The 19153-nt window shown below is 47.4% G+C and carries 18 protein-coding genes; 15 read left to right on the top strand and 3 right to left on the bottom strand.

What is annotated here, in order from left to right:
- Positions 1 to 3: 3 nt before the first annotated feature.
- Entirely contained in the window at positions 4 to 1989 is a 1986-nt protein-coding gene (locus C3Y98_RS11820) for a cation:proton antiporter (RefSeq protein WP_135278790.1), read from the bottom strand.
- Positions 1990 to 2303: 314 nt separating this feature from the next.
- Between C3Y98_RS11820 and C3Y98_RS11815 the strand changes: the two genes are divergently transcribed.
- From C3Y98_RS11815 to C3Y98_RS11750, 14 genes are all read left to right on the top strand, one after another.
- Positions 2304 to 3329 carry a KpsF/GutQ family sugar-phosphate isomerase gene (locus C3Y98_RS11815; protein WP_135278789.1) on the top strand — a complete coding sequence of 342 codons (1026 nt, stop codon included), beginning with the start codon at positions 2304 to 2306 and terminating at the stop codon, positions 3327 to 3329.
- Positions 3330 to 3890 carry a KdsC family phosphatase gene (locus C3Y98_RS11810; protein ID WP_135278788.1) on the top strand — a complete coding sequence of 187 codons (561 nt, stop codon included), beginning with the start codon at positions 3330 to 3332 and terminating at the stop codon, positions 3888 to 3890.
- Between the two features lie 68 nt (positions 3891 to 3958).
- Complete coding sequence (lptC, locus tag C3Y98_RS11805) at positions 3959 to 4666, top strand: LPS export ABC transporter periplasmic protein LptC (RefSeq protein ID WP_135278787.1); 708 nt, start codon at positions 3959 to 3961, stop codon at positions 4664 to 4666.
- Positions 4659 to 5345 (top strand): lipopolysaccharide transport periplasmic protein LptA, encoded by a 687-nt coding sequence (lptA, locus tag C3Y98_RS11800; protein WP_135278786.1) that lies wholly within the window; start codon positions 4659 to 4661, stop codon positions 5343 to 5345. The genes lptC and lptA overlap by 8 nt, the downstream gene beginning before the upstream one ends.
- Positions 5346 to 5384: 39 nt before the next feature.
- On the top strand, positions 5385 to 6107 hold the full coding sequence (gene lptB / locus C3Y98_RS11795; protein WP_135278785.1) for an LPS export ABC transporter ATP-binding protein: 723 nt from the start codon (positions 5385 to 5387) through the stop codon (positions 6105 to 6107).
- A complete protein-coding gene (locus C3Y98_RS11790) occupies positions 6104 to 7681 on the top strand; it encodes an RNA polymerase factor sigma-54 (protein WP_135278784.1) in 1578 nt (525 codons plus the stop codon). The genes lptB and C3Y98_RS11790 overlap by 4 nt, the downstream gene beginning before the upstream one ends.
- Positions 7682 to 7826: 145 nt before the next feature.
- The gene (gene hpf, locus C3Y98_RS11785; protein WP_015833100.1) at positions 7827 to 8153 is read left to right on the top strand and encodes a ribosome hibernation-promoting factor, HPF/YfiA family; all 327 of its coding nucleotides are present in this window, start codon (positions 7827 to 7829) and stop codon (positions 8151 to 8153) included.
- A gap of 36 nt (positions 8154 to 8189) precedes the next feature.
- The gene (gene hprK, locus C3Y98_RS11780; RefSeq protein ID WP_135278783.1) at positions 8190 to 9131 is read left to right on the top strand and encodes an HPr(Ser) kinase/phosphatase; all 942 of its coding nucleotides are present in this window, start codon (positions 8190 to 8192) and stop codon (positions 9129 to 9131) included.
- 39 nt (positions 9132 to 9170) lie between these two features.
- Entirely contained in the window at positions 9171 to 10004 is an 834-nt protein-coding gene (gene rapZ / locus C3Y98_RS11775; RefSeq protein WP_135278782.1) for an RNase adapter RapZ, read from the top strand.
- 55 nt (positions 10005 to 10059) lie between these two features.
- The gene (locus C3Y98_RS11770) at positions 10060 to 10482 is read left to right on the top strand and encodes a PTS sugar transporter subunit IIA (RefSeq protein ID WP_135278781.1); all 423 of its coding nucleotides are present in this window, start codon (positions 10060 to 10062) and stop codon (positions 10480 to 10482) included.
- Positions 10483 to 10511: 29 nt separating this feature from the next.
- Entirely contained in the window at positions 10512 to 10781 is a 270-nt protein-coding gene (locus tag C3Y98_RS11765) for an HPr family phosphocarrier protein (RefSeq protein WP_135278780.1), read from the top strand.
- On the top strand, positions 10778 to 12544 hold the full coding sequence (ptsP, locus tag C3Y98_RS11760) for a phosphoenolpyruvate--protein phosphotransferase (RefSeq protein WP_135278779.1): 1767 nt from the start codon (positions 10778 to 10780) through the stop codon (positions 12542 to 12544). Before C3Y98_RS11765 ends, ptsP begins: the two co-directional genes overlap by 4 nt.
- A 14-nt stretch (positions 12545 to 12558) precedes the next feature.
- Entirely contained in the window at positions 12559 to 12900 is a 342-nt protein-coding gene (locus tag C3Y98_RS11755) for a DUF4870 domain-containing protein (RefSeq protein ID WP_135278778.1), read from the top strand.
- Between the two features lie 33 nt (positions 12901 to 12933).
- Positions 12934 to 14961 carry a M3 family metallopeptidase gene (locus C3Y98_RS11750; protein WP_135278777.1) on the top strand — a complete coding sequence of 676 codons (2028 nt, stop codon included), beginning with the start codon at positions 12934 to 12936 and terminating at the stop codon, positions 14959 to 14961.
- A gap of 93 nt (positions 14962 to 15054) precedes the next feature.
- Here C3Y98_RS11750 and C3Y98_RS11745 read toward each other — a convergent pair whose 3' ends face one another.
- The gene (locus tag C3Y98_RS11745; RefSeq protein ID WP_135278776.1) at positions 15055 to 15690 is read right to left on the bottom strand and encodes an HAD family hydrolase; all 636 of its coding nucleotides are present in this window, start codon (positions 15688 to 15690) and stop codon (positions 15055 to 15057) included.
- 199 nt (positions 15691 to 15889) lie between these two features.
- Here C3Y98_RS11745 and xth point away from each other — a divergent pair, with 199 nt between their 5' ends.
- A complete protein-coding gene (gene xth, locus C3Y98_RS11740) occupies positions 15890 to 16660 on the top strand; it encodes an exodeoxyribonuclease III (protein WP_135278775.1) in 771 nt (256 codons plus the stop codon).
- On the opposite strand, the gene C3Y98_RS11735 is transcribed toward xth, so the two are convergent.
- Complete coding sequence (locus C3Y98_RS11735) at positions 16647 to 19136, bottom strand: penicillin-binding protein 1A (protein ID WP_135278774.1); 2490 nt, start codon at positions 19134 to 19136, stop codon at positions 16647 to 16649. The two genes, xth and C3Y98_RS11735, sit on opposite strands and share 14 nt — an antisense overlap.
- Positions 19137 to 19153: the final 17 nt, after the last annotated feature.

Genomic DNA, 19153 nt, shown 5'->3' with positions numbered 1-19153 from the left:
CGTTTATTTATTTGCCACGCGCCCCATTAATAGCGCGTTTTCTGCATTTGCCAAGCCTGCTGGCTGGCCGAGCAATACTACTACATCGCCTTCAGCAAGCAGGCTTTCGTTAGTCATATGTGCGCTGTTGGCGTGTGGGCGGCGAATGTTTTTAATGATGACGTCAAAGCTGTCGAGTTGCATATCGTTGAGGCAGCGGCCGATAGCATAAGCGCCAGTTGTGATAATGACCGAGTGCAGCCGCACTTCTTGTTTGGCAATTTCCTCATTCTCTGCATCGGAAATGCCGCGGAAGTAGCCTTTAAACATGCTGTAGCGTTCTTCACGAAAGATTCTGATGCGCTTCACTACACGGTTGAGTGGTACGCCAAGCAGCATTAATGCATGCGATGCTAGCATCAAGCTGCCTTCCAGAATCTCCGGTACGACCTCAGTGGCACCGGCTTCACGCAATGCCTCCATATTGGCATCATCTACGGTACGTACGATGACTGGTAATTGCGGGTAGCTTTCCTGTGCGATATGCAGAATCTTCATGGCAGCGCGATTGTCGGCATAACTGATAATCAGCGCTTTGGCTCTACCGGCACCGGCCGCTTCCAGTACCACACGTCTGGCTGCGTCACCAAACATGACATTCTCGCCCGCTGCTGAGGCCTCCAGCACCCTAGATGGGTCAATATCCAACGCAACGTAGGGGATGTTTTCCTCTTTCAGGAAGCGGCCAAGATACTGTCCGCTACGGCCATAACCGCAAATGACTACGTGATTATGCAAGTGCTTGCTGCCTTCATCTATTTCTTCGATGATTTGGCTGCTATTGCGGGTGTAACTGCGGGCTAAGCGTCTGGCGATGCGGCCGTTATATTGAATCAGGAACGGTGCAATCACCATGGAAAGTAGCGCTGCAGCTAGTACCACTTGCAAGGTGGGGCCTGCAATCAACTTTTGTTCTGCGCCTAGTGCCAAAATTACAAAACCGAACTCACCTGCTTGCGCCAGAATGATACCGGTACGTATAGCAACGCCGATTTCATATTTCACGAAGCGCACGACGGCTGTCACGATGATGGCTTTTAACAGAATAAACCCAAATAGCGTCAGCATAATGATGCCGATGTTATTGACGATTTCTGTAATATTAAGCAGCATGCCGACGCTGATGAAAAATAAGCCCAGCAGAATGTCGCGGAAAGGGGCGATGTCAGACTCAACCTGATAGCGGTATTTGGTTTCAGAAATCAGCATGCCGGCAACAAAAGCACCCAAAGCGTAAGACAAGCCTGCAGTCTTGGTGGCAAAGGCAACAAGCAACGTTACCATCAACACATTCATGACAAATAACTCGCGTGAGCGTTGGCTAGCTACCAGATTGAATAAAGGGTTTACCAGCCATTTGCCAACTGTAAATAAAAACAGCAGCATGCCTATCGCTTTTAACGTAGCCAGCCCCAGTACGTCAAAAATGTTGGCGTTTGCGGCGCCCAGCGCCGGTATTAGCACTAAAACAGGCACTACGATAATGTCTTGAAACAGCAGTACGCCAATGCTTAGGCGCCCATGTCTTGAGTTTAAGTCTATGCGCTCTGCTAAGATTTTTGAAACAATCGCCGTGGAAGACATGGTAAGCGCGGCGCCAATCACAAATGCTGCCGCCCAGTTCACCCCGGCCAGTTTTGCAAGGCACATGGTGAGAGCTAGTGTGATAAATACCTGCGCGCCGCCAAGTCCGAGTACTTTTCTGCGCATCGCGTACAGTTGGGGCAGGCTGAATTCCAAGCCGATACTAAACATTAAAAACACGATGCCAAACTCCGCGAACTCGCGGCTGGCTTCATCGTCGGGAAGGACGCCAAAGGTGTGAGGCCCCAGCGCCAAGCCGACCAAAAAGTAGGCTAGCATGGCGGGTAGTTGTAACTTACGAAAAAGCGCAACAGCCAGAACTGAGCTGATGAGCAGGATGAGAATTAATGGAAGTGTACCTGACATAATTGTCTTTATTAGCGGCTATTTTTTATTATTAAATTCTTACGATTATCTATTGTTTCACAAAGCACATCCAAAACTAGGAATATCTTAGTCGATTTTTCGTATTTTTTGTAAAAAGCGCTGAGCATTAGCAAAAACTATGCCCAAGATAGATTATTTTTGGCAATATTCTGATATTCGTCATGCATTATGCTTTATCCTCAAAGCAATCCCTTTTATACTAGTTACCTAAGACTTTTAATCGGGTTTTAATTGTTACAAAATGATCAATCAACTGCATTAAGCGTAGATTAAATTTAAGTGTAGATAAAGTTATGGTGTCGTCGACGCAGATTAAAAAATCAAGTGACTTGAGCGAATCGCAATTAGGCGATCAAGCGCAGACACTCGCCTTGGCAAAAGAGATTTTGCAACTAGAGTCTAGTGAGATAGAGGCGTTGGCGCAACGTTTGGATCATCGTTTCAGTGAAGCTGTTTCTTTGATTTTGCAGTGTAAAGGACGTGTGGTCGTTACTGGCATGGGGAAATCTGGCCATATTGGCGGAAAAATAGCATCTACACTGGCAAGTACCGGAACACCAGCCTTTTTTATGCATCCTGCGGAAGCTAGTCACGGGGATTTGGGCATGATTACCGCGGGTGATGTGGTGATTGCACTCTCCAACTCAGGAGAGAGTGACGAGGTGCTGGCGATTGTTCCACCTTTAAAGCGTTTAGGTGCCAGCATTATTGCGATTACCGGGAATGACGCCTCCAGCTTGGCAACGGCCGCAGATATTCATTTGAGTGCGCATGTTAGCCGTGAGGCTTGCCCCTTAGGTTTGGCGCCGACTTCGAGCACTACAGTGGCACTGGCGCTGGGTGATGCTTTAGCGCTGTGTGTGCTGGATTTACGAGATTTTACCGCCGAGGATTTTGCAAGGTCGCATCCGGGTGGCAGTTTAGGGCGTCGTTTGCTGGTGCATGTCTGTGATGTGATGCGTACCGGAGATGGTGTGCCACATGTGCCTGAACATGCTAGCCTGGCTGAGGCTTTGCTCGAGATGTCACGCAAGGGGCTAGGGCTGACGGCCGTAGTCAATGCTGAGCATGAGCCAGTCGGTATTTTTACCGACGGTGATTTGCGGCGTGCCTTTGCACAAAATGTGAACGTGATGACTGCCAAGATTTTGGATGTGATGCATGTTAACCCTAGTACTATCCATCAAGATCAGTTGGCGATTGCGGCGGTTGAGATTATGGAGCAGCGTAAAATTAACGGCTTGCTGGTTGTAGACGCTGCTGGGCATTTGGTGGGGGCATTGAATATGCATGACCTTTTATTGGCAAAGGTGGTTTAGATGAGCGGCGCAGAAAATAGTTTAGAGCTTACACAGCGCCTGAAGAACATTCGCTTGCTGGTGCTGGATGTCGATGGTGTGATGACAGACGGCGGTTTGACGATAGGTGATGATGGTCAGGAGTATAAGACGTTTCATGCACACGACGGCTTAGGAATGAAGCTATTGAAAGCAACCGGTGTTAACGTGGCAATCATTACCGGGCGCACTTCTGAAGTAGTAAGGAAGCGCGCAGAAAGTACGGGCGTTGTACATTTTTACCAAGGCGCGGAAGATAAGCTGGCTGCCTTGCAGGATTTAATGAAACGAACTGGTTTGGCCCCGGAGCAGTGTGCTTTTATGGGGGATGATGTGGTTGATTTGCCGCCAATGCTGCGTTGCGGTTTGGCGATTGCAGTGCCAGACTCTCCTGATTTGTTGCTTAAGCACGCGCACTATGTCACCTATAAAAAAGGTGGGCGCGGTGCTGTGCGTGAGGTCTGTGAGTTGATTATGCAGGCGCAAGACACATTTGACGGGCAAATGGCGCAGTTTTTAACACAAGCTAGCATTGCGAACTAAGTGAAAAACGCTACCGGCATGGATAAACGGTTAATGCAATCTGCTATGAAAAGCACGGGTATTTAAGTATGCAGCTAGGTACAAAATCAGCAATTGTTTTTCCATTGGTGCTGCTACTATTGTTAGCTTTGCTGACGTTCTGGATTAATAAGGCGGTGCAGCCGTTGGCACCTAAGTTGGATGGTAGTAGTCGTCATGATCCCGATTACATCATGCATAATTTCGTGACTACGCAAACCGATGTGAATGGCGCGCTGCGTTATAAATTGGCCGCGGAGGAAATGAAGCACTTTCCTGATCAGGACTCCACAGATTTGATTAAGCCGCGTTTTACCCGGTTTGCGAAGGATAAGCCTTACACCAAGTTAGAGGGAGATACTGGCAATGTCTCCAGTGATGGTGAGGAGGTTGATGTATTGGGTAATGTGCTGGTGTTGCGGGAGGCTTTTGGTGAAAAGGGCGTCATGACGATAGAAACAGACGCGCTCAAAATTTTACCTAATGAAGAGTATGCAACAACAGATAGGCCTGTGGTGATTAAACAGGCGCCCGGCACGGTGGTGCACGCGACGGGGATGATTTATGAACAAAAGCAACAAACGGTCACTTTGCTACATAAGGTGCGAGCACATTACGAGCCACCCAAAGCAAAAGCAAAAAAAGCAGTGATACCAGACACCAAAAATGACGCCCCGCCTAAGGCTAAGAAGCCAGTGGTGGGGGCTCAGCAAGATAAACCAAATAACCATGCGCGCATTCGGAGACGCTATGAATAGGCAGCTTTTTATGATTAACACCAGTACATTCTCGACTCTCCTATTGTGTGGGTGCTTGTTGATGGGTGTAGCCGGACGCGCTTGGGCAGAAGCGGCAGATCGCGATAAACCAATTGATTTGGAAGCGGATACGATGAAGGTCGATGATGCAAAACAAATCAGCACTTACAGCGGTAATGTGATTCTTACCCAGGGCACATTGGAGATACATGCAGATAAATTGGTGGTGCGTGAAGACAAAGAAGGTTTTCAGCACAGCACCTCTCTTGGCAACCCTACCACCTTTAAGCAGAAGCTTGAAGGCAAGAGTGAGTACATACAGGGTAGCGCGCAACGCATTGAATATGATGGGCGTATGGATAAAGTGCAGCTCTACACCAAAGCTTGGGTGAAGCGTGGCGAGGATGTAGTGCATGGCGATTACATTATGTACGATGCGAATGCCGAATATGCAGAGGTGATAGGTGGTAATTCACAGTCTGCAACACCGGGCTCCGGCCGTGTGCGAGCAGTGATTCAGCCTAAAAACAAAAAAGCGCCAGTAGAAGTTAAGCCGGTGGAGCCTGCCACTAAGGCTAAACCAGAGAGTTCTAGCAGCAATGGCCCGATCCCTACAGTAAAAGACGCAAGATTCAGCCGTACCTTGGAAGTCAGCAAAAATGCTGCCAGCGCTCAATAATTTTTGAAACGACGATAACTGCATGATAAGTGAACAACGATGAGCGAATTAACTGTAGAAAGTTTGCGTAAATCCTACGGTGCCCGCACGGTAGTGCAGGACATCTCTTTAACGATTAAAAGTGGTGAGGTCGTAGGCCTATTAGGCCCCAATGGCGCGGGTAAAACCACCAGCTTTTACATGATTGTAGGGCTGGTGGCGCTGGACGCGGGAAAAATTGCCCTAGATGGCGCAGATTTAAGCCATATGCCGATTCATATGCGTGCCAGAATGGGTTTGTCTTATTTGCCGCAGGAAGCCTCTATTTTCCGTAAACTAACGGTATCTGAAAATATTTTGGCTATTTTGCAATTGCAGGATATCTCTGAGGAGGAAATGTCCGCTCGTTTGGAATCCTTGCTAGAAGAGTTGCACATTTCGCATATTCGCGACAGCGCAGCCGTGAGTTTGTCTGGCGGTGAGCGCCGCCGTGTGGAAATTGCACGCTGTCTGGCATCGGACCCCAGTTTTATACTGTTAGATGAGCCTTTTGCCGGCATAGACCCGATTGCCGTAATTGATATTCAGCAAATTATCCGCTTTTTAAGTGCCCGCAATATTGGTGTGTTGATTACTGACCATAACGTTCGTGAAACCTTAGGTATCTGTGATCGAGCCTATATTGTGAACCAAGGGCATGTGTTTGCTTCGGGTGTGCCGGCTGAAATTGTTGCAAACGAAAGTGTACGTGAAGTGTATTTGGGTAAAGATTTCCGCCTATGAAGCAAGGTTTACAGCTAAAGTTCTCACAGAATCTATCACTGACTCCGCAGTTGCAGCAGGCTATTCGCCTATTGCAGCTTTCCACGCTGGAGTTGAATCAAGAAATCGACGTGTTGATGCAGACCAATCCTTTGCTGGAGAGGGGGGATGATACTGAAGATGAATACGGCAACGCTGTTGAGCCTGTGGTCGATGGGACTGACTTGTCGCCTTCCAGCCTTGAGGCTGGTGAGGCCAAACAAGATGCAGAAAGCTTTGATGTTGAGTATGTAGAATCTGTGGGTGAGTTCAGTGGCTCGGAGTCTGGCATGTCTAGTGTTACTGATGCCTCCGAATCAGCGGAGTTTGAGGTGCCGACTACCGAGTATGCGGATACATTCTCGGCTGAATTTAATGATGAGTTTGATGAGTTTTCAAATGGCAGTCGCTGGGATGAAAATACCATGCCGGCAGATGATGACAGTGACTTCAAGCCGCAAGAAACCCTGCAAACAAGCTTGCGTGAGCACTTGCTCTCTCAGCTAAAGCTGATGCCGTTGTCAGAGCGTGATCAGTCGCTAGTGCTAATGTTGGTAGATAGCATCAATGATGATGGCTATTTAGAGCAGTCGTTAGAAGAAATTGCTGAGCTGATGCCTGAAGAGCTGGAAATTGATGCGATTGAATTGCAAACGGCACTGCGTCATGTTCAGCATTTAGATCCGCCCGGGGTAGGCGCCCGCAGTTTGAGCGAGAGTTTGCTGCTGCAACTAGATGTATTGCCCGAATATACACCGCATCTGGCGTTAGCTAGTCTGGTCGCAAAGCACTACCTGCCAGTGTTGGCCTCGCGTGATTTTGTGAAGCTGCGTAAAGAACTGGGCTGTGACGACGCAACTTTAAAGCAAGTGCAGCAGTTAATCACCAGCTTAAACCCGCGTCCTGGCAGCGCTTTTAGCCATATTGGTTCAGAGCACTACATACAGCATGAAGTGATTGTCAAAAAAGTAAAGGGTATCTGGATTGCAAGTTTAAATGACAGCGTGATTCCTAAACTGAAAATCAATCAGCTTTATGCTGGCATTTTGAAGCGTAATCGTGATAGCTCTAGTCAGTACCTGCAAAGTCAGATGCAAGAAGCCAAGTGGATGATTAAAAATATTCAGCAGCGCTTTTCTACGATTTTGCGTGTATCGCAGGCGATTGTAGACAGGCAGCGTAATTTCCTGGAGTACGGTGAGGTTGCCATGCGCCCACTGGTGTTAAGGGAGATTGCGGATGAACTTGATTTGCACGAGTCGACCATTTCGCGAGTGACGACCAATAAATACATGCTGACACCGCGCGGTATTTTTGAGCTGAAATACTTTTTTGGCAGCTCGGTAGCAACCGATGCTGGCGGCACCTGTTCGGCAACCGCAATCCGCGCCTTGATTAAGCAGTTGGTGGATCAAGAAAACCCAAGGAAGCCTTACTCCGATAATCAGATTACCGATTTGCTAGCAAAACAGGGGATTGTGGTCGCGCGGCGCACGATTGCGAAGTATCGTGAGTCTATGAACATTGCGCCGGCAAGCTTAAGAAAATCCTTATAAGTTGATTGTTGAAATCTCTTTAAAAAATTGTTGAATTCCTTGCCACAGACCCAGTGAAAAGTTGTAAACTGAAATTGTTCTGTAAGTCTTAATCACGAATCTCTGACAATTAATATTTGCGGAATATTTTCAAAAGGAGCAAGTCATGAATTTACAATTAACAGGTCATCATTTAGAAATTACGCCCGCTTTACGTGACTATGTCACCAGTAAATTAACTAAAATCAGCAATCACTTTGATCATGTGATCGATGTCAAGGTGACCATGAGTGTCGAAAAGCTGGCTCAAAAGGTTGAAGCTACACTGCATGTGCCTGGTAATGATTTACACGCAGAATGCCAAGATGAAAATATGTATAGTGCAATCGATATGTTGACCGACAAGCTGGACCGTCAAGTGGTGAAACATAAAGAGAAAAATACGAATCATCACAAAGCGAATGGTGCAGTTAAGCATCAAAACATTGACTGAGTTTTTTAGTATTTAATTCTTTTTGTTACCTTAAATATGGCTCAATTCAACGTCGCTGAGCTATTCAAACAAACCCGCCGTAAACTCAAGTTAAGTTGGGTTGCAGGACTCAACGGCGGGTCAAATACTCTCACCAGCGAAACAGTTACTAAACCATCCCTGGCGCTAATAGGCCATCTTAACTTTGTACATCCTAATCGAGTGCAGGTGTTAGGCTGTGCCGAGATGGACTATATCTCCAATTTGCCCACTGCTGATGCAGAGCGTGCAATTAATAATTTATTTTCTACCGACCTAGCTGCTGTCATTGTTGCTAACGGGGAAAAAGTACTTGATATATTATTGGCAGCAGCCAATCTTCATAACGTTCCATTATTTACCTCTACCTTACGTAGCCCTGAGCTCATGGATATATTGAGCCACTTCTTGGCGCAGGCGATGGCTGAAACTATCAGCGTGCATGGCGTGTTTATGGAGGTGCAGGGTTTTGGCGTGCTACTAAAAGGCGAAGCCGCTATCGGTAAGAGTGAGCTGGCATTAGAGCTCATTTCACGCGGACACCGCTTGATTGCCGATGATATTGTGGACTTTTTCAGAATATCGCCTGAGCGCATTGAAGGGCGTTGCCCACCCCTGTTGGAAGACTTTCTGGAAGTCCGCGGCTTGGGTATTTTGAATATACGTGCATTGTTTGGTGATAACGCAGTTAAACCGACCAAGCCTCTGGATTTAATTATTCAGCTCGAAAAAGCAGACCTGCAAACTTTGCAGATGCTGGACCGACTAAGTATTAAAACGCAGCATGAAGAAGTACTTGGGTTAAAGGTGACCAAGGTACACATTCCGATTGCTGCGGGGCGCAATATTGCGGTGTTGGTTGAGGTGGCTGTGCGTAACCATATGCTGTTGCTCCGTGGGATAAACGCAACTAAGCAGCTCATGCAGCGCCAGCAACGCGCAATGAAGCAGCACAAGTAATTTCTGTATCGACTCAACAACAATGACTCATTAATACTAATGAAACAACTGATTATTGTCACTGGACTTTCTGGTTCAGGTAAGAGTATTGCATTGCGCGCACTGGAAGATAGTGGCTATTACTGTATTGATAATTTGCCTGCCACTATGCTGGATACGATTGCAGAGCACCTAGACGCGAACCGTCAACGCATTGCTATCAGTATTGATAGCCGTAGCGCTGCGATTGAAACCTTGCCGATGCATATTGACCAGCTCAAGGCGCAAAATATTGATGTACAGGTGTTGTTTTTAGAGTCCAATGTTGAAACTTTGGTTAAACGTTTTAGTGAGACCAGACGTAAACACCCGTTGAGTGAAGCCTCTATCACACTGGCCGAGAGTATCGCGCTGGAGCGTGATTTACTGAGTGGGTTAGGTAGCCTTGGGCATGTGATCGATACTAGTTATCTCAGTGCTAATACACTGCGTGGCTGGGTGAAAGAGGTGGTTTCTATCGAGCATACAGGCTTGACCTTGTTGTTTACCTCGTTTGGATTTAAGCATGGCATTCCGTTAGATGCGGATTTTGTGTTTGATGTGCGCTGCTTGCCTAACCCTCATTATGACCCTGCGCTCCGTGATCTGACTGGGCGAGATGAGAAAGTGCAGGACTTTTTAAAAGATCATGCAACCGTGAGCGATATGATGCATGATATTAGAAGTTATGTTGAAAAATGGTTGCCATGTTTTGTACTGGATAATCGCAGTTATCTCACGGTGGCGATTGGCTGTACAGGTGGCCAGCATCGCTCTGTGTATTTGGTGGAAATGTTGAGTCAATACTTTAAAGATAAACAAAAGGTCCTAACACGGCACCGCGAATTAAAATAAACGCAAGAGTTAAAGTAAGACTAAGCATTAAAATAAATAGGATTGGTATTAAACAATGATAGGTATTTTGATTGTGACGCATGGTGCGCTAGGCGAAAGCCTGATTGCATGTGCCAACCACGTGCTAGGCGGAGCGCCAGCGCAAACAGCAGCACTGGCGGTGAATAGTCAGGATGACCCCAATATTATGCTACCCAAAGCACAGGCTTTGGTTGCGCAGTTAAATAGCGGGGATGGCGTGCTAGTGCTATCTGATATGTATGGGGCAACACCATGCAATATTGTCACCAAATTGATACAGCCCGGCATGGTGGCCGGTGTGGCTGGTATTAGCTTGCCTATGCTGGTACGCGCCATGACTTACCGGCAAGAGCCCCTTGCTGTCGTTGTAGAAAAAGCCATCAGTGGCGGTCGTGAGGGGGTGGTGCAGTTTACCGGCCAGCAGTGCGAACGTTATGAGCCGGAATCCTCCAATTAATAGATTTTACAAATAACTAGGTCCAAAGCATGATTAGTAAAGAACTGGAAATTATTAACAAACTAGGGTTGCATGCACGCGCATCGACCAAGCTTACGCAAGCCGCTGGTAAGTTTGCTAGCGAGGTGTGGATTACACGTAATGGCCGCCGTGTTAACGCTAAAAGTATTATGGGTGTGATGATGCTGGCGGCAGCAAAGGGCTCTATGGTGACCTTAGAAGCCAATGGCGCTGATGAGGTGTCTGCTATCGACACTTTGGTTGACTTAATTAATAACCGTTTCGGTGAGGATGAATGAGTAATTTAACCAACCCAAGCTTTAGTATTCATGGTGTGGCCGTTTCTAGCGGCATCGCCATCGGGCAGGCACATCTCGTGTCTAATGCTTTGCTGGAGGTTGTGCATTATCAATTACCCAAGCATTTGATTGAAACAGAAATTGATCGCTTTAACGAGGCGATTGCCAGTGTTAAATTTGAACTGGAACAGATTAATCATAGTTTACGTAAAAATGCGCCCGCAGAGCTAAGTGCGTTTGTTGGTACGCATTTGATGATGCTGGAGGATAAGTCTTTAACCGAAGTGCCTCAGGATATTATCAGGCGTGAGCAGTGCAATGCCGAGTGGGCAATCAAACTGCAAATGGATGATATCGTTGAGCAGTTTGAGCAGATTGAAGATGTCTATTTTCGTGAGCGCAAACAGGATGTGGTGCAAGTTGTTGAGCGCATCATCAAGGCATTATTGGGGCATCCCAGTCAACTGAGTAGTGAGCAACAAATTAGCGCTATGCATCAGGAGCGCAAGCTGATTTTGGTGGCCCATGATATTTCACCGGCTGACGCGATTCAATTTAAGCAGCATCAATTTGCTGCATTTATTACCGATGTAGGCGGCGTGACTTCGCATACCGCCATTTTGGCACGCAGCCTTAATATTCCCTCTATTGTAGCTTTGCAGCGTGCGCGCGACCTAATCAATGATGGCGAGTTGATTATTGTCGATGGTAATTTGGGTATTGTGATTGTTAGCCCGTCCAAAGAGATTTTGGCCGAATACAAGCTGCGTCAGGACCAGTGGGAGCTTGAGCAGCAAAAGCTGAAACGAATCAAGAGCACCAAGGCGGTGACCATTGACGGCATTAGTATCGACTTGCTGGCGAATATTGAAGTGCCGGAAGATGTGGCAGCCGTGAAGCTTGCTGGTGCCACCGGCATTGGTTTGTATCGTACCGAGTTTCTTTTTATGAATCGCCACGATACGCCTGATGAAGAAGAACAGTTCTTGGCGTATAAGGCAGTAGCTGAGGCAATGAAGGGGGCGCCAGTCACTATTCGTACTTTGGATATCGGGGCTGATAAGCAGGTTAATTCTGATACGGTTGTGAGTTGCGCCAACCCGGCATTGGGTTTGCGCGCCATTCGCTTATGTTTGGCTGAGCCGCAGCTCTTTCATACCCAGTTGCGTGCATTGTTGCGTGCTTCGCACTTTGGGCATATCAAGATTTTAATCCCTATGCTGTGCACACTTTCTGAGCTAAGGCAGACCAAGCTGTTGCTAGAGCGTGCCAAACAAAGTTTACGTAAAGACAATATCCCGTTTGATGAAAACATTACGTTGGGCGGCATGATAGAGATTCCTGCTGCGGCGATTAACGCAGAGGCCTTTGCCAATGAGCTGGATTTTCTGTCAATCGGTACTAACGATTTAATTCAATACACGTTGGCGATTGATCGTACCGATGATGCGGTTGCGCATTTGTACAACCCGCTGCATCCCTCCATTCTGAAACTGATTTCAATGACAATTAAAGCTGGCATTAAGTTGGGCAAATCCGTATCCGTTTGTGGCGAAATGGCAGGTGACGCAAGGTTTACCAAGCTGTTGTTGGGCATGGGGCTGCAGCAGCTTTCTATGCACCCTTCACACATTCTGAGTGTTAAGCAGCAAGTGTTGCATAGCCAATTGGCTGAGCTCAAGGTGCAGGCACGTAAAGTTTTAAACTTAACAGACATAGAAAAAATTGAACTCAATCTTGCTAAGTTTAATCAGATTCAATAAGGAGAGGGCTGGTCATGAGCAACGCGTTATTTGTTCCAAGTAATGATGATAAAAACATCGCAACTATTACGCACTTGAGTGGCGTGTTGTTTTCGTTCATTCCTTCTTTAATTGTGTGGTTGTTAAAGAAAGACGACAACGAATATTTATCAGCGCAGGCCAAAGAGGCGCTGAACTTTCAAATCACCATTCTTATTGCACAATTTGCTGCGGGTGTACTGATTGCCATTTTGGTTGGTTTCTTACTGCTGGGAATTATTTGGTTGTTCAATGTTGTTTTATGTATAGTCGCCGCCATCTCTACTAGTAATGGCGAGACTTATCGCTACCCACTGTGCTTACGTCTTATCAACTAATGCGTCTTATTCATGCAGTTTTAAGGATTACCTGTGTCAAACCCATTATTACATTTTGCTGGCTTACCAAAATTTAACGAAATCAAACCTGAGCACGTGAGCCCGGCGGTGGATAGTTTAATTGCGGAGGGGCGTGCACTGGTTGAGCAGCTGGCGACCAGTACTGAAGCGCCTACTTGGCAGAATTTTGCAGTTAAGCTAGAGGATCATAGCGAAAAGTTAGGCCGTAGCTGGAGCCAAGTTGGACATATGAACGCCGTGGTGAATAGTCCGGAGCTGCGCGAGGCATATAACGATAATTTAGCTAAGCTGACAGACTTTTACAGTGACTTATCGCAAGATGAGCGCCTGTATGCAAAATTTAAAGCGATTCAATCCAGTGCGGCTTTTGCTACGCTGACTGCTACACAGCAAACTATTATCAATAAAGAAGTGCGCGATTTTAAATTAGGTGGAGCGGAGCTGCCGGCAGAGCAAAAGGTTAGGTTCAAGGCAGTGAGTGAGGCGCTGTCTAAGCTAGGCGCCAAGTTTGAAGAAAATATACTGGATAACACGAACGATTTTAAGCATACGGTTGAGCATCTGGCAGATTTGGCTGGATTACCAGAAGATGCGATTGAAGCAGCGCAAGAGGCTGCTAAAGTGGATGGTAAGCAAGGTTACCAGTTTAGCCTGCACTTTCCATCTTATATGCCAGTGCTGCAATATGCGGATAATCGAGCGCTGCGTGAGGTTTTATACCGAGCCTACGCTACACGTGCTTCTGAGCTGAGTAAGCCAGAGTGGGACAACACCGGGTTGATTCGCGATATTCTTAAGCTGAAGCAAGAAGAAGCGCAAATGCTGGGGTTTAATAACTTTGCTGAGCTTTCACTGGCAACCAAAATGGCAGACACACCTAAGCAAGTGACGGACTTTCTGGATACCCTGGCCAAACGTGCCAAACCTTATGCGCAGCAAGATATGGAAGCGCTCACGGCCTATGCCAACAAACTCGGCATTACCGATATGCAAGCTTGGGATGTTGCCTATGTCAGTGAAAAACTGCGACAAGAAAAATATGCATTCTCTGACCAAGAGGTAAAACAATATTTTCCCGAGCACAAAGTGCTGGCTGGCTTGTTTAAGGTAACAGAAACCATTTTTGGTGTGCATGTGCGTAAAGTGGATGCGCCGGTATGGCATCCTGATGCGAGCTTCTATGAGATCAGTAGTAGCGAAAATCAACCGATTGCTTATTTTTATTTAGACCTATATGCACGTAACCACAAGCGTGGTGGCGCCTGGATGGATGAATGTATTAGCCGCCGCCAGCATGCCAATGGCGTAGAACTTCCGGTAGCCTATCTGACGTGCAACTTCTCAGCTCCAGTGGGCGGTAAGCCTGCGCTGTTTACCCATGATGAAGTCATTACGATGTTCCACGAGTTTGGGCATGGTTTGCACCATATGCTCACCCAGGTGGATGAATATGGCGTATCTGGCATTAAAGGGGTGGAATGGGATGCGGTGGAGTTACCTAGCCAATTTATGGAGAACTTTTGCTGGGAGTGGGAAGTGCTGCGCCAAATGACAGCCCATGTGGATACGGGCGCACAATTACCACGAGAACTGTTTGACAAAATGGTGGCAGCGAAAAACTTCCAGGCTGGCATGCAAATGGTACGCCAAATCGAATTTTCACTATTTGATATGCGATTGCATGGTGACTTTGACCCTAACGGCAAACTCACGGCCTTAGACTTAATCGAACAAGTGCGCGACGAGGTGGCGGTGATGCGGCCACCGCACTGGAATCGTTTCCCCAACAGTTTCTCGCATATTTTTGCAGGTGGTTATGCTGCGGGCTACTATAGTTACAAATGGGCTGAAGTGCTATCTGCTGATGCCTACAGCCTGTTTGAAGAAATGGGTGTGTTGTCCGGCGAAGCTGGCACGCGCTTTAAAAATGAGGTGCTAGCTAAGGGCGGTAGCCGTCCGGCAATGGAGTCCTTTGTTGCATTTAGAGGTCGGGAGCCGAGCTTGGATGCTTTACTGCGCCATAGTGGCATGGCCTCATAATCTTTAATCCTCGGTGTGCGGAGTTACGTAGGCTGGCATGCGTATTTATGCCGGGGCGTAACTCCATGACTAAATGTGTTCAGACTTAAGCCATTAAATGCAGTTTAACCAATCCGACAGGTTGTCGACTACTTGATGGCAGTGTCGTCTTACAAAGTCACTGGGTTGCTTTAAGTCTGGTACCACTACGACCTTCAAGCCAGCTGCAATCGCCGCACGTGCGCCCATTTCACTATCTTCAAATGCGATGCATGCTTCGGCAGGTAGGCCTAGTTTTTGAATGGCTAACAAATAAATGTCCGGATTAGGCTTGCCTCGTCCCACCTCTTGCCCGCTGGTAATGTGGTGGAAGTAATCACTTACACCTACCTGACTTAAGCGCTGAGTGATGTGGTGTTTAGCAGAAGACGATGCAACACTGCAAATAATATCGTGCGCTTGATAGTGCTGCAGCAGGGCGTGTACACCAGGCTTTAATGGGAATGTGTTGTTCAAGCTTGCTAATCGGGCGTCTAAGCCCTGCACCACCAGATTAAATCGTTCCGTGCCGCCTAGTTGCGCCGTCATAATGCGTGTGGAGTCTGGCCCCGCGCGACCAATCAGCTCCACATATTCCGCCTGAGTATAGGTGATGCCGACTTGTTGCGCGGCACTAATGCAGGCTTGCATGATGATGCGTTCTGAATCGATCAGCAGACCGTCCATGTCAAATATTGCGGCTTTTATCACTGGCTAGCTTTTCTGAAATTGGTGTTGTAAAAAAGGTGGACTTTATCATATGGCGTGAATGGCTGACGCAGGTATTTGCTCAGAGATTGTCTACTGCGTTGCAAAGCGCTTAGCTTACGGATTCAGATTTTTGACTCACGTATAGGCACATGCTAGAGTTGCGCACCTGACCCCCTTCATTCATTTCTATCTTAAGCCTATGAAACTCGCCACCTGGAACGTCAACTCGCTGAATGTGAGATTACCGCATGTACTTGATTGGTTAACTGCGAATCAGCCGGATGTGCTGTGTTTACAAGAAACTAAACAGGAAGATAGCAAGTTTCCTTATGCTGCGTTTTCTGAGTTGGGCTACCACGCCGCGCATATCGGCCAAAAAACCTACAATGGCGTCGCTATTTTGAGCCGCCATCCCATTTTCAATGTACAGCACAATATCCCTAACTTTGACGATGATCAGCAACGAGTGATTGCCGCCGATATTAATGGGGTGAGGGTAGTGTGCGCTTACATTCCAAACGGGCAGGCGGTAGACTCCGACAAATATCAGTATAAATTACGCTGGCTTGCTGCCTTAAATGAATGGCTAAAGACCGAATTGGCGCAACATACAAAATTGGCTCTTTTGGGTGATTACAATATTGCACCTGAAGACCGTGACTGCCACGACCCAGCGGCTTGGGAGGGGCAGATATTAGTCTCCCCGCTGGAGCGAGAGGCCTTTAATCGTCTGGTGAGTTTGGGGCTTAATGATAGTTTCCGGTTGTTTGAACAGCCAGAAAAAAGCTTTAGTTGGTGGGATTATCGCATGATGGGTTTTCGGCGCAACTTTGGTATGCGCATCGACCATATACTAGTGAGTGATGCACTGAAAGCGCTCTGTGTTGCTGCGTATATAGACAAGGCGCCCCGCAAGCTAGAGCGCCCATCCGACCATACCCCGGTTGTGTTAGAGCTTAATGCGGGTTAAGTAACTGCTGCACTTGGTCTGCAGGTTTATGAGCGCTCTGCTCTTTGCCGTTTGCTGCGTCAGCCGGTTTCGCGGTCCTGTTCGCACCAAGGTCTTTTCTAGGAAGCAAAGTAATATCAGGTTGCAGCATCTGCTGCGGCTGACTTGGTGGCAGAGTCTCACCACCTTCTAGCATGCCCGGTAACTCGGTCTCAACTTCGGGTGGCGGGTTCTCGTGATAGAAATACTCGTAAATACCATTTTCATCATTGTCTGCTCTGATGCCCGTAGTTGGATCTATGCGCAGCGCCATCACGCCATCTGGTACAGGCATGTCAGTTTCAGGTACGTTCCTTAAGGCGCTAGCCATGTATTTGATCCAGATAGGCAGAGCAGTTGAACCGCCAGTTTCGTTGCGGCCTAAGCGCCTAGGTTTGTCGAAGCCCACCCATGTGACTGCAACCAGTTTAGGGCTGTAGCCTGTAAACCACGCGTCATAGTGATCATTCGTGGTGCCGGTTTTGCCTGCCAAGTCACCGCGGCCAAGCTGTGCGGCCTTGGCAGCTGTGCCATACCTCACCACGTCTTGCATCATCGAGTTCATGATAAATGCGTTGCGCGCATCGATCACGCGCGGTGCGTCGTTTCTAGCGGTCACAAATTTGCTTTGGCTGACTACCTTGCCATTTTGATCAACAATCTTGGATATTAAATAAGGATTAACACGGTAACCGCCATTAGCAAAAACTGCATAAGCACTGGCCATTTGCATCGGTGTTGCTGAGCCCGCACCCAGCGCCATTGTCATGTAGGCAGGGTGGTTTTTTGCAGCGAAGCCAAAGCGCGTAATGTAGTCCTGCGCATAGCCTGGGCCGATGCTGTCTAGCACGCGTATTGCCACCATGTTTTTTGACTTTGCCAAAGCTTGTCTGAGTCGAATCGGGCCGTCAAAAGTGGCGTCATAGTTCTGTGGTGTCCACTCTTTGTTGCCAGTTTCTTCAGATGAGAATGTAAGCGGCGCGTCTTCAACAATCGTTGCTGGGGTGTAGCCTTTTTCCAAAGCGGCGGAGTAAATAAAAGGTTTAAAGCTAGAGCCGGGTTGGCGCCATGCTTGGGTGACGTGGTTAAATTTGTTGCGATTAAAATCAAAGCCGCCAACCAGTGCACGAATTGCCCCATTCTCAGGGGCTATTGAAATCAGTGCTGATTCAACTTGTGGCAGTTGGGTTATACGCCATTGACCCGATTGGGTGGATGGTGAGGCGTTAACAATGCGAATGACTGCACCAACCTTTAGTAAACGTTTCTCAGGTTTCTTTTCATTCAGTGTATTCTGAATCAATGCTAGGCCTTTGCCATTGATTTCAACGTCATCTCCGAATTTAGTGTGCACGGTGATGGATTTTTCTGAAATTTTAGTAATAGCGGCTGGAACTAACCCGTTTGATACATCAATGTCGCTAAGCGCATCTGTAATTACCTCTTTGTCGGCATCGGTAACTGTTGTGTTGATATTAAGTATCTTTTCCGGCCCTCGGTAGCCCTGACGTGCATCGTAATCCAAGATGCCATCTCTCAGTGCGCTGTTGGCCGCTTCTTGATTCGTTTTACGTACGGTGGTGTAAACCTTTAACCCGCTACTGTAAATTTCATCTTGATAGGTTGCGTATAGGCTTTCTCTTACCATTTCGGCAACATAGTCGGCAGATAAGTCACGAGACTGTCTGGATGCTTTAAATCTAAGTGGTTGATTAAGCGCTTTTTTGTAAACAGATTCCTCAATAAAACCGTAGCGCTGCATATCGCGCAACACTTCCATTTGGCGTGCAATGGCGCGCTTAGGGTGCAGGTAGGGGTTGTAGCCAGATGGTGCCTTAGGTAAGCCGGCAAGCATGGCGGTTTCCGCCAGGTTAAGTTTTTCTAGCGGTTTGCCAAAATAAACTTGCGCCGCCGCGGCAAAGCCATAGGAGCGTTGGCCTAGGTAGATTTGATTGATGTATAGCTCAAGAATCTTATCTTTACTTAAGTTGTTCTCGATTTTGATAGCGAGTAAAGCCTCGTTGATTTTGGTGCCAAGAGTGCGTTTGCCATTGGGTTTTGTGAAAAAGTTCTTGGCAACCTGCATAGTAATGGTGCTGGCACCCTCGTGGCTAACCCCGGTGATGTTATTCTTAATCGCGCGCAGGATGCCTTTAGTGTCAATGCCACCGTGCTGGTAAAAGCGGCGATCTTCAATGGCAAGTACCGCATCTTTCATGTTTTTTGGCACATCTGCGATTTTGACGTAAGCGCGCCGCTCTTCACCAAACTCCTCGATTAAGTAACCATCTTCGGAGTACACTCTTAACGGCAGTTTTGGACGGTAGTCAGTGAGCGTTTCAAGCGATGGCAGGCTAGGGTAAATGATTGCAACGGCAATCCCTACAAAAGCAATGGCAGATAGGCCGCTAACAATGATCGTTAACAAGAGATAGTGCCACCATTTGTTTGGAGTCATGGGCGATTTGATTTCTA

Source organism: Methylotenera oryzisoli (genome assembly GCF_004661485.1).
Lineage (GTDB): Bacteria > Pseudomonadota > Gammaproteobacteria > Burkholderiales > Methylophilaceae > Methylotenera > Methylotenera oryzisoli.
This window is presented reverse-complemented; position numbering and strand designations above follow the sequence as displayed.

Bases quoted from the DNA above. Each gene is read 5' to 3' on its own strand.
- C3Y98_RS11820 (WP_135278790.1), bottom strand. From the start codon at position 1,989: ATGTCAGGTACACTTCCATTAATTCTCATCCTGCTCATCAGCTCAGTT.
- C3Y98_RS11735 (WP_135278774.1), bottom strand. From the start codon at position 19,136: ATGACTCCAAACAAATGGTGGCACTATCTCTTGTTAACGATCATTGTT.
- C3Y98_RS11765 (WP_135278780.1), top strand. From the start codon at position 10,512: ATGATTAGTAAAGAACTGGAAATTATTAACAAACTAGGGTTGCATGCA.
- hpf (WP_015833100.1), top strand. From the start codon at position 7,827: ATGAATTTACAATTAACAGGTCATCATTTAGAAATTACGCCCGCTTTA.
- hprK (WP_135278783.1), top strand. From the start codon at position 8,190: ATGGCTCAATTCAACGTCGCTGAGCTATTCAAACAAACCCGCCGTAAA.
- lptB (WP_135278785.1), top strand. From the start codon at position 5,385: ATGAGCGAATTAACTGTAGAAAGTTTGCGTAAATCCTACGGTGCCCGC.
- C3Y98_RS11810 (WP_135278788.1), top strand. From the start codon at position 3,330: ATGAGCGGCGCAGAAAATAGTTTAGAGCTTACACAGCGCCTGAAGAAC.
- C3Y98_RS11815 (WP_135278789.1), top strand. From the start codon at position 2,304: ATGGTGTCGTCGACGCAGATTAAAAAATCAAGTGACTTGAGCGAATCG.
- C3Y98_RS11755 (WP_135278778.1), top strand. From the start codon at position 12,559: ATGAGCAACGCGTTATTTGTTCCAAGTAATGATGATAAAAACATCGCA.
- xth (WP_135278775.1), top strand. From the start codon at position 15,890: ATGAAACTCGCCACCTGGAACGTCAACTCGCTGAATGTGAGATTACCG.
- rapZ (WP_135278782.1), top strand. From the start codon at position 9,171: ATGAAACAACTGATTATTGTCACTGGACTTTCTGGTTCAGGTAAGAGT.
- lptC (WP_135278787.1), top strand. From the start codon at position 3,959: ATGCAGCTAGGTACAAAATCAGCAATTGTTTTTCCATTGGTGCTGCTA.
- C3Y98_RS11770 (WP_135278781.1), top strand. From the start codon at position 10,060: ATGATAGGTATTTTGATTGTGACGCATGGTGCGCTAGGCGAAAGCCTG.
- C3Y98_RS11790 (WP_135278784.1), top strand. From the start codon at position 6,104: ATGAAGCAAGGTTTACAGCTAAAGTTCTCACAGAATCTATCACTGACT.
- ptsP (WP_135278779.1), top strand. From the start codon at position 10,778: ATGAGTAATTTAACCAACCCAAGCTTTAGTATTCATGGTGTGGCCGTT.
- lptA (WP_135278786.1), top strand. From the start codon at position 4,659: ATGAATAGGCAGCTTTTTATGATTAACACCAGTACATTCTCGACTCTC.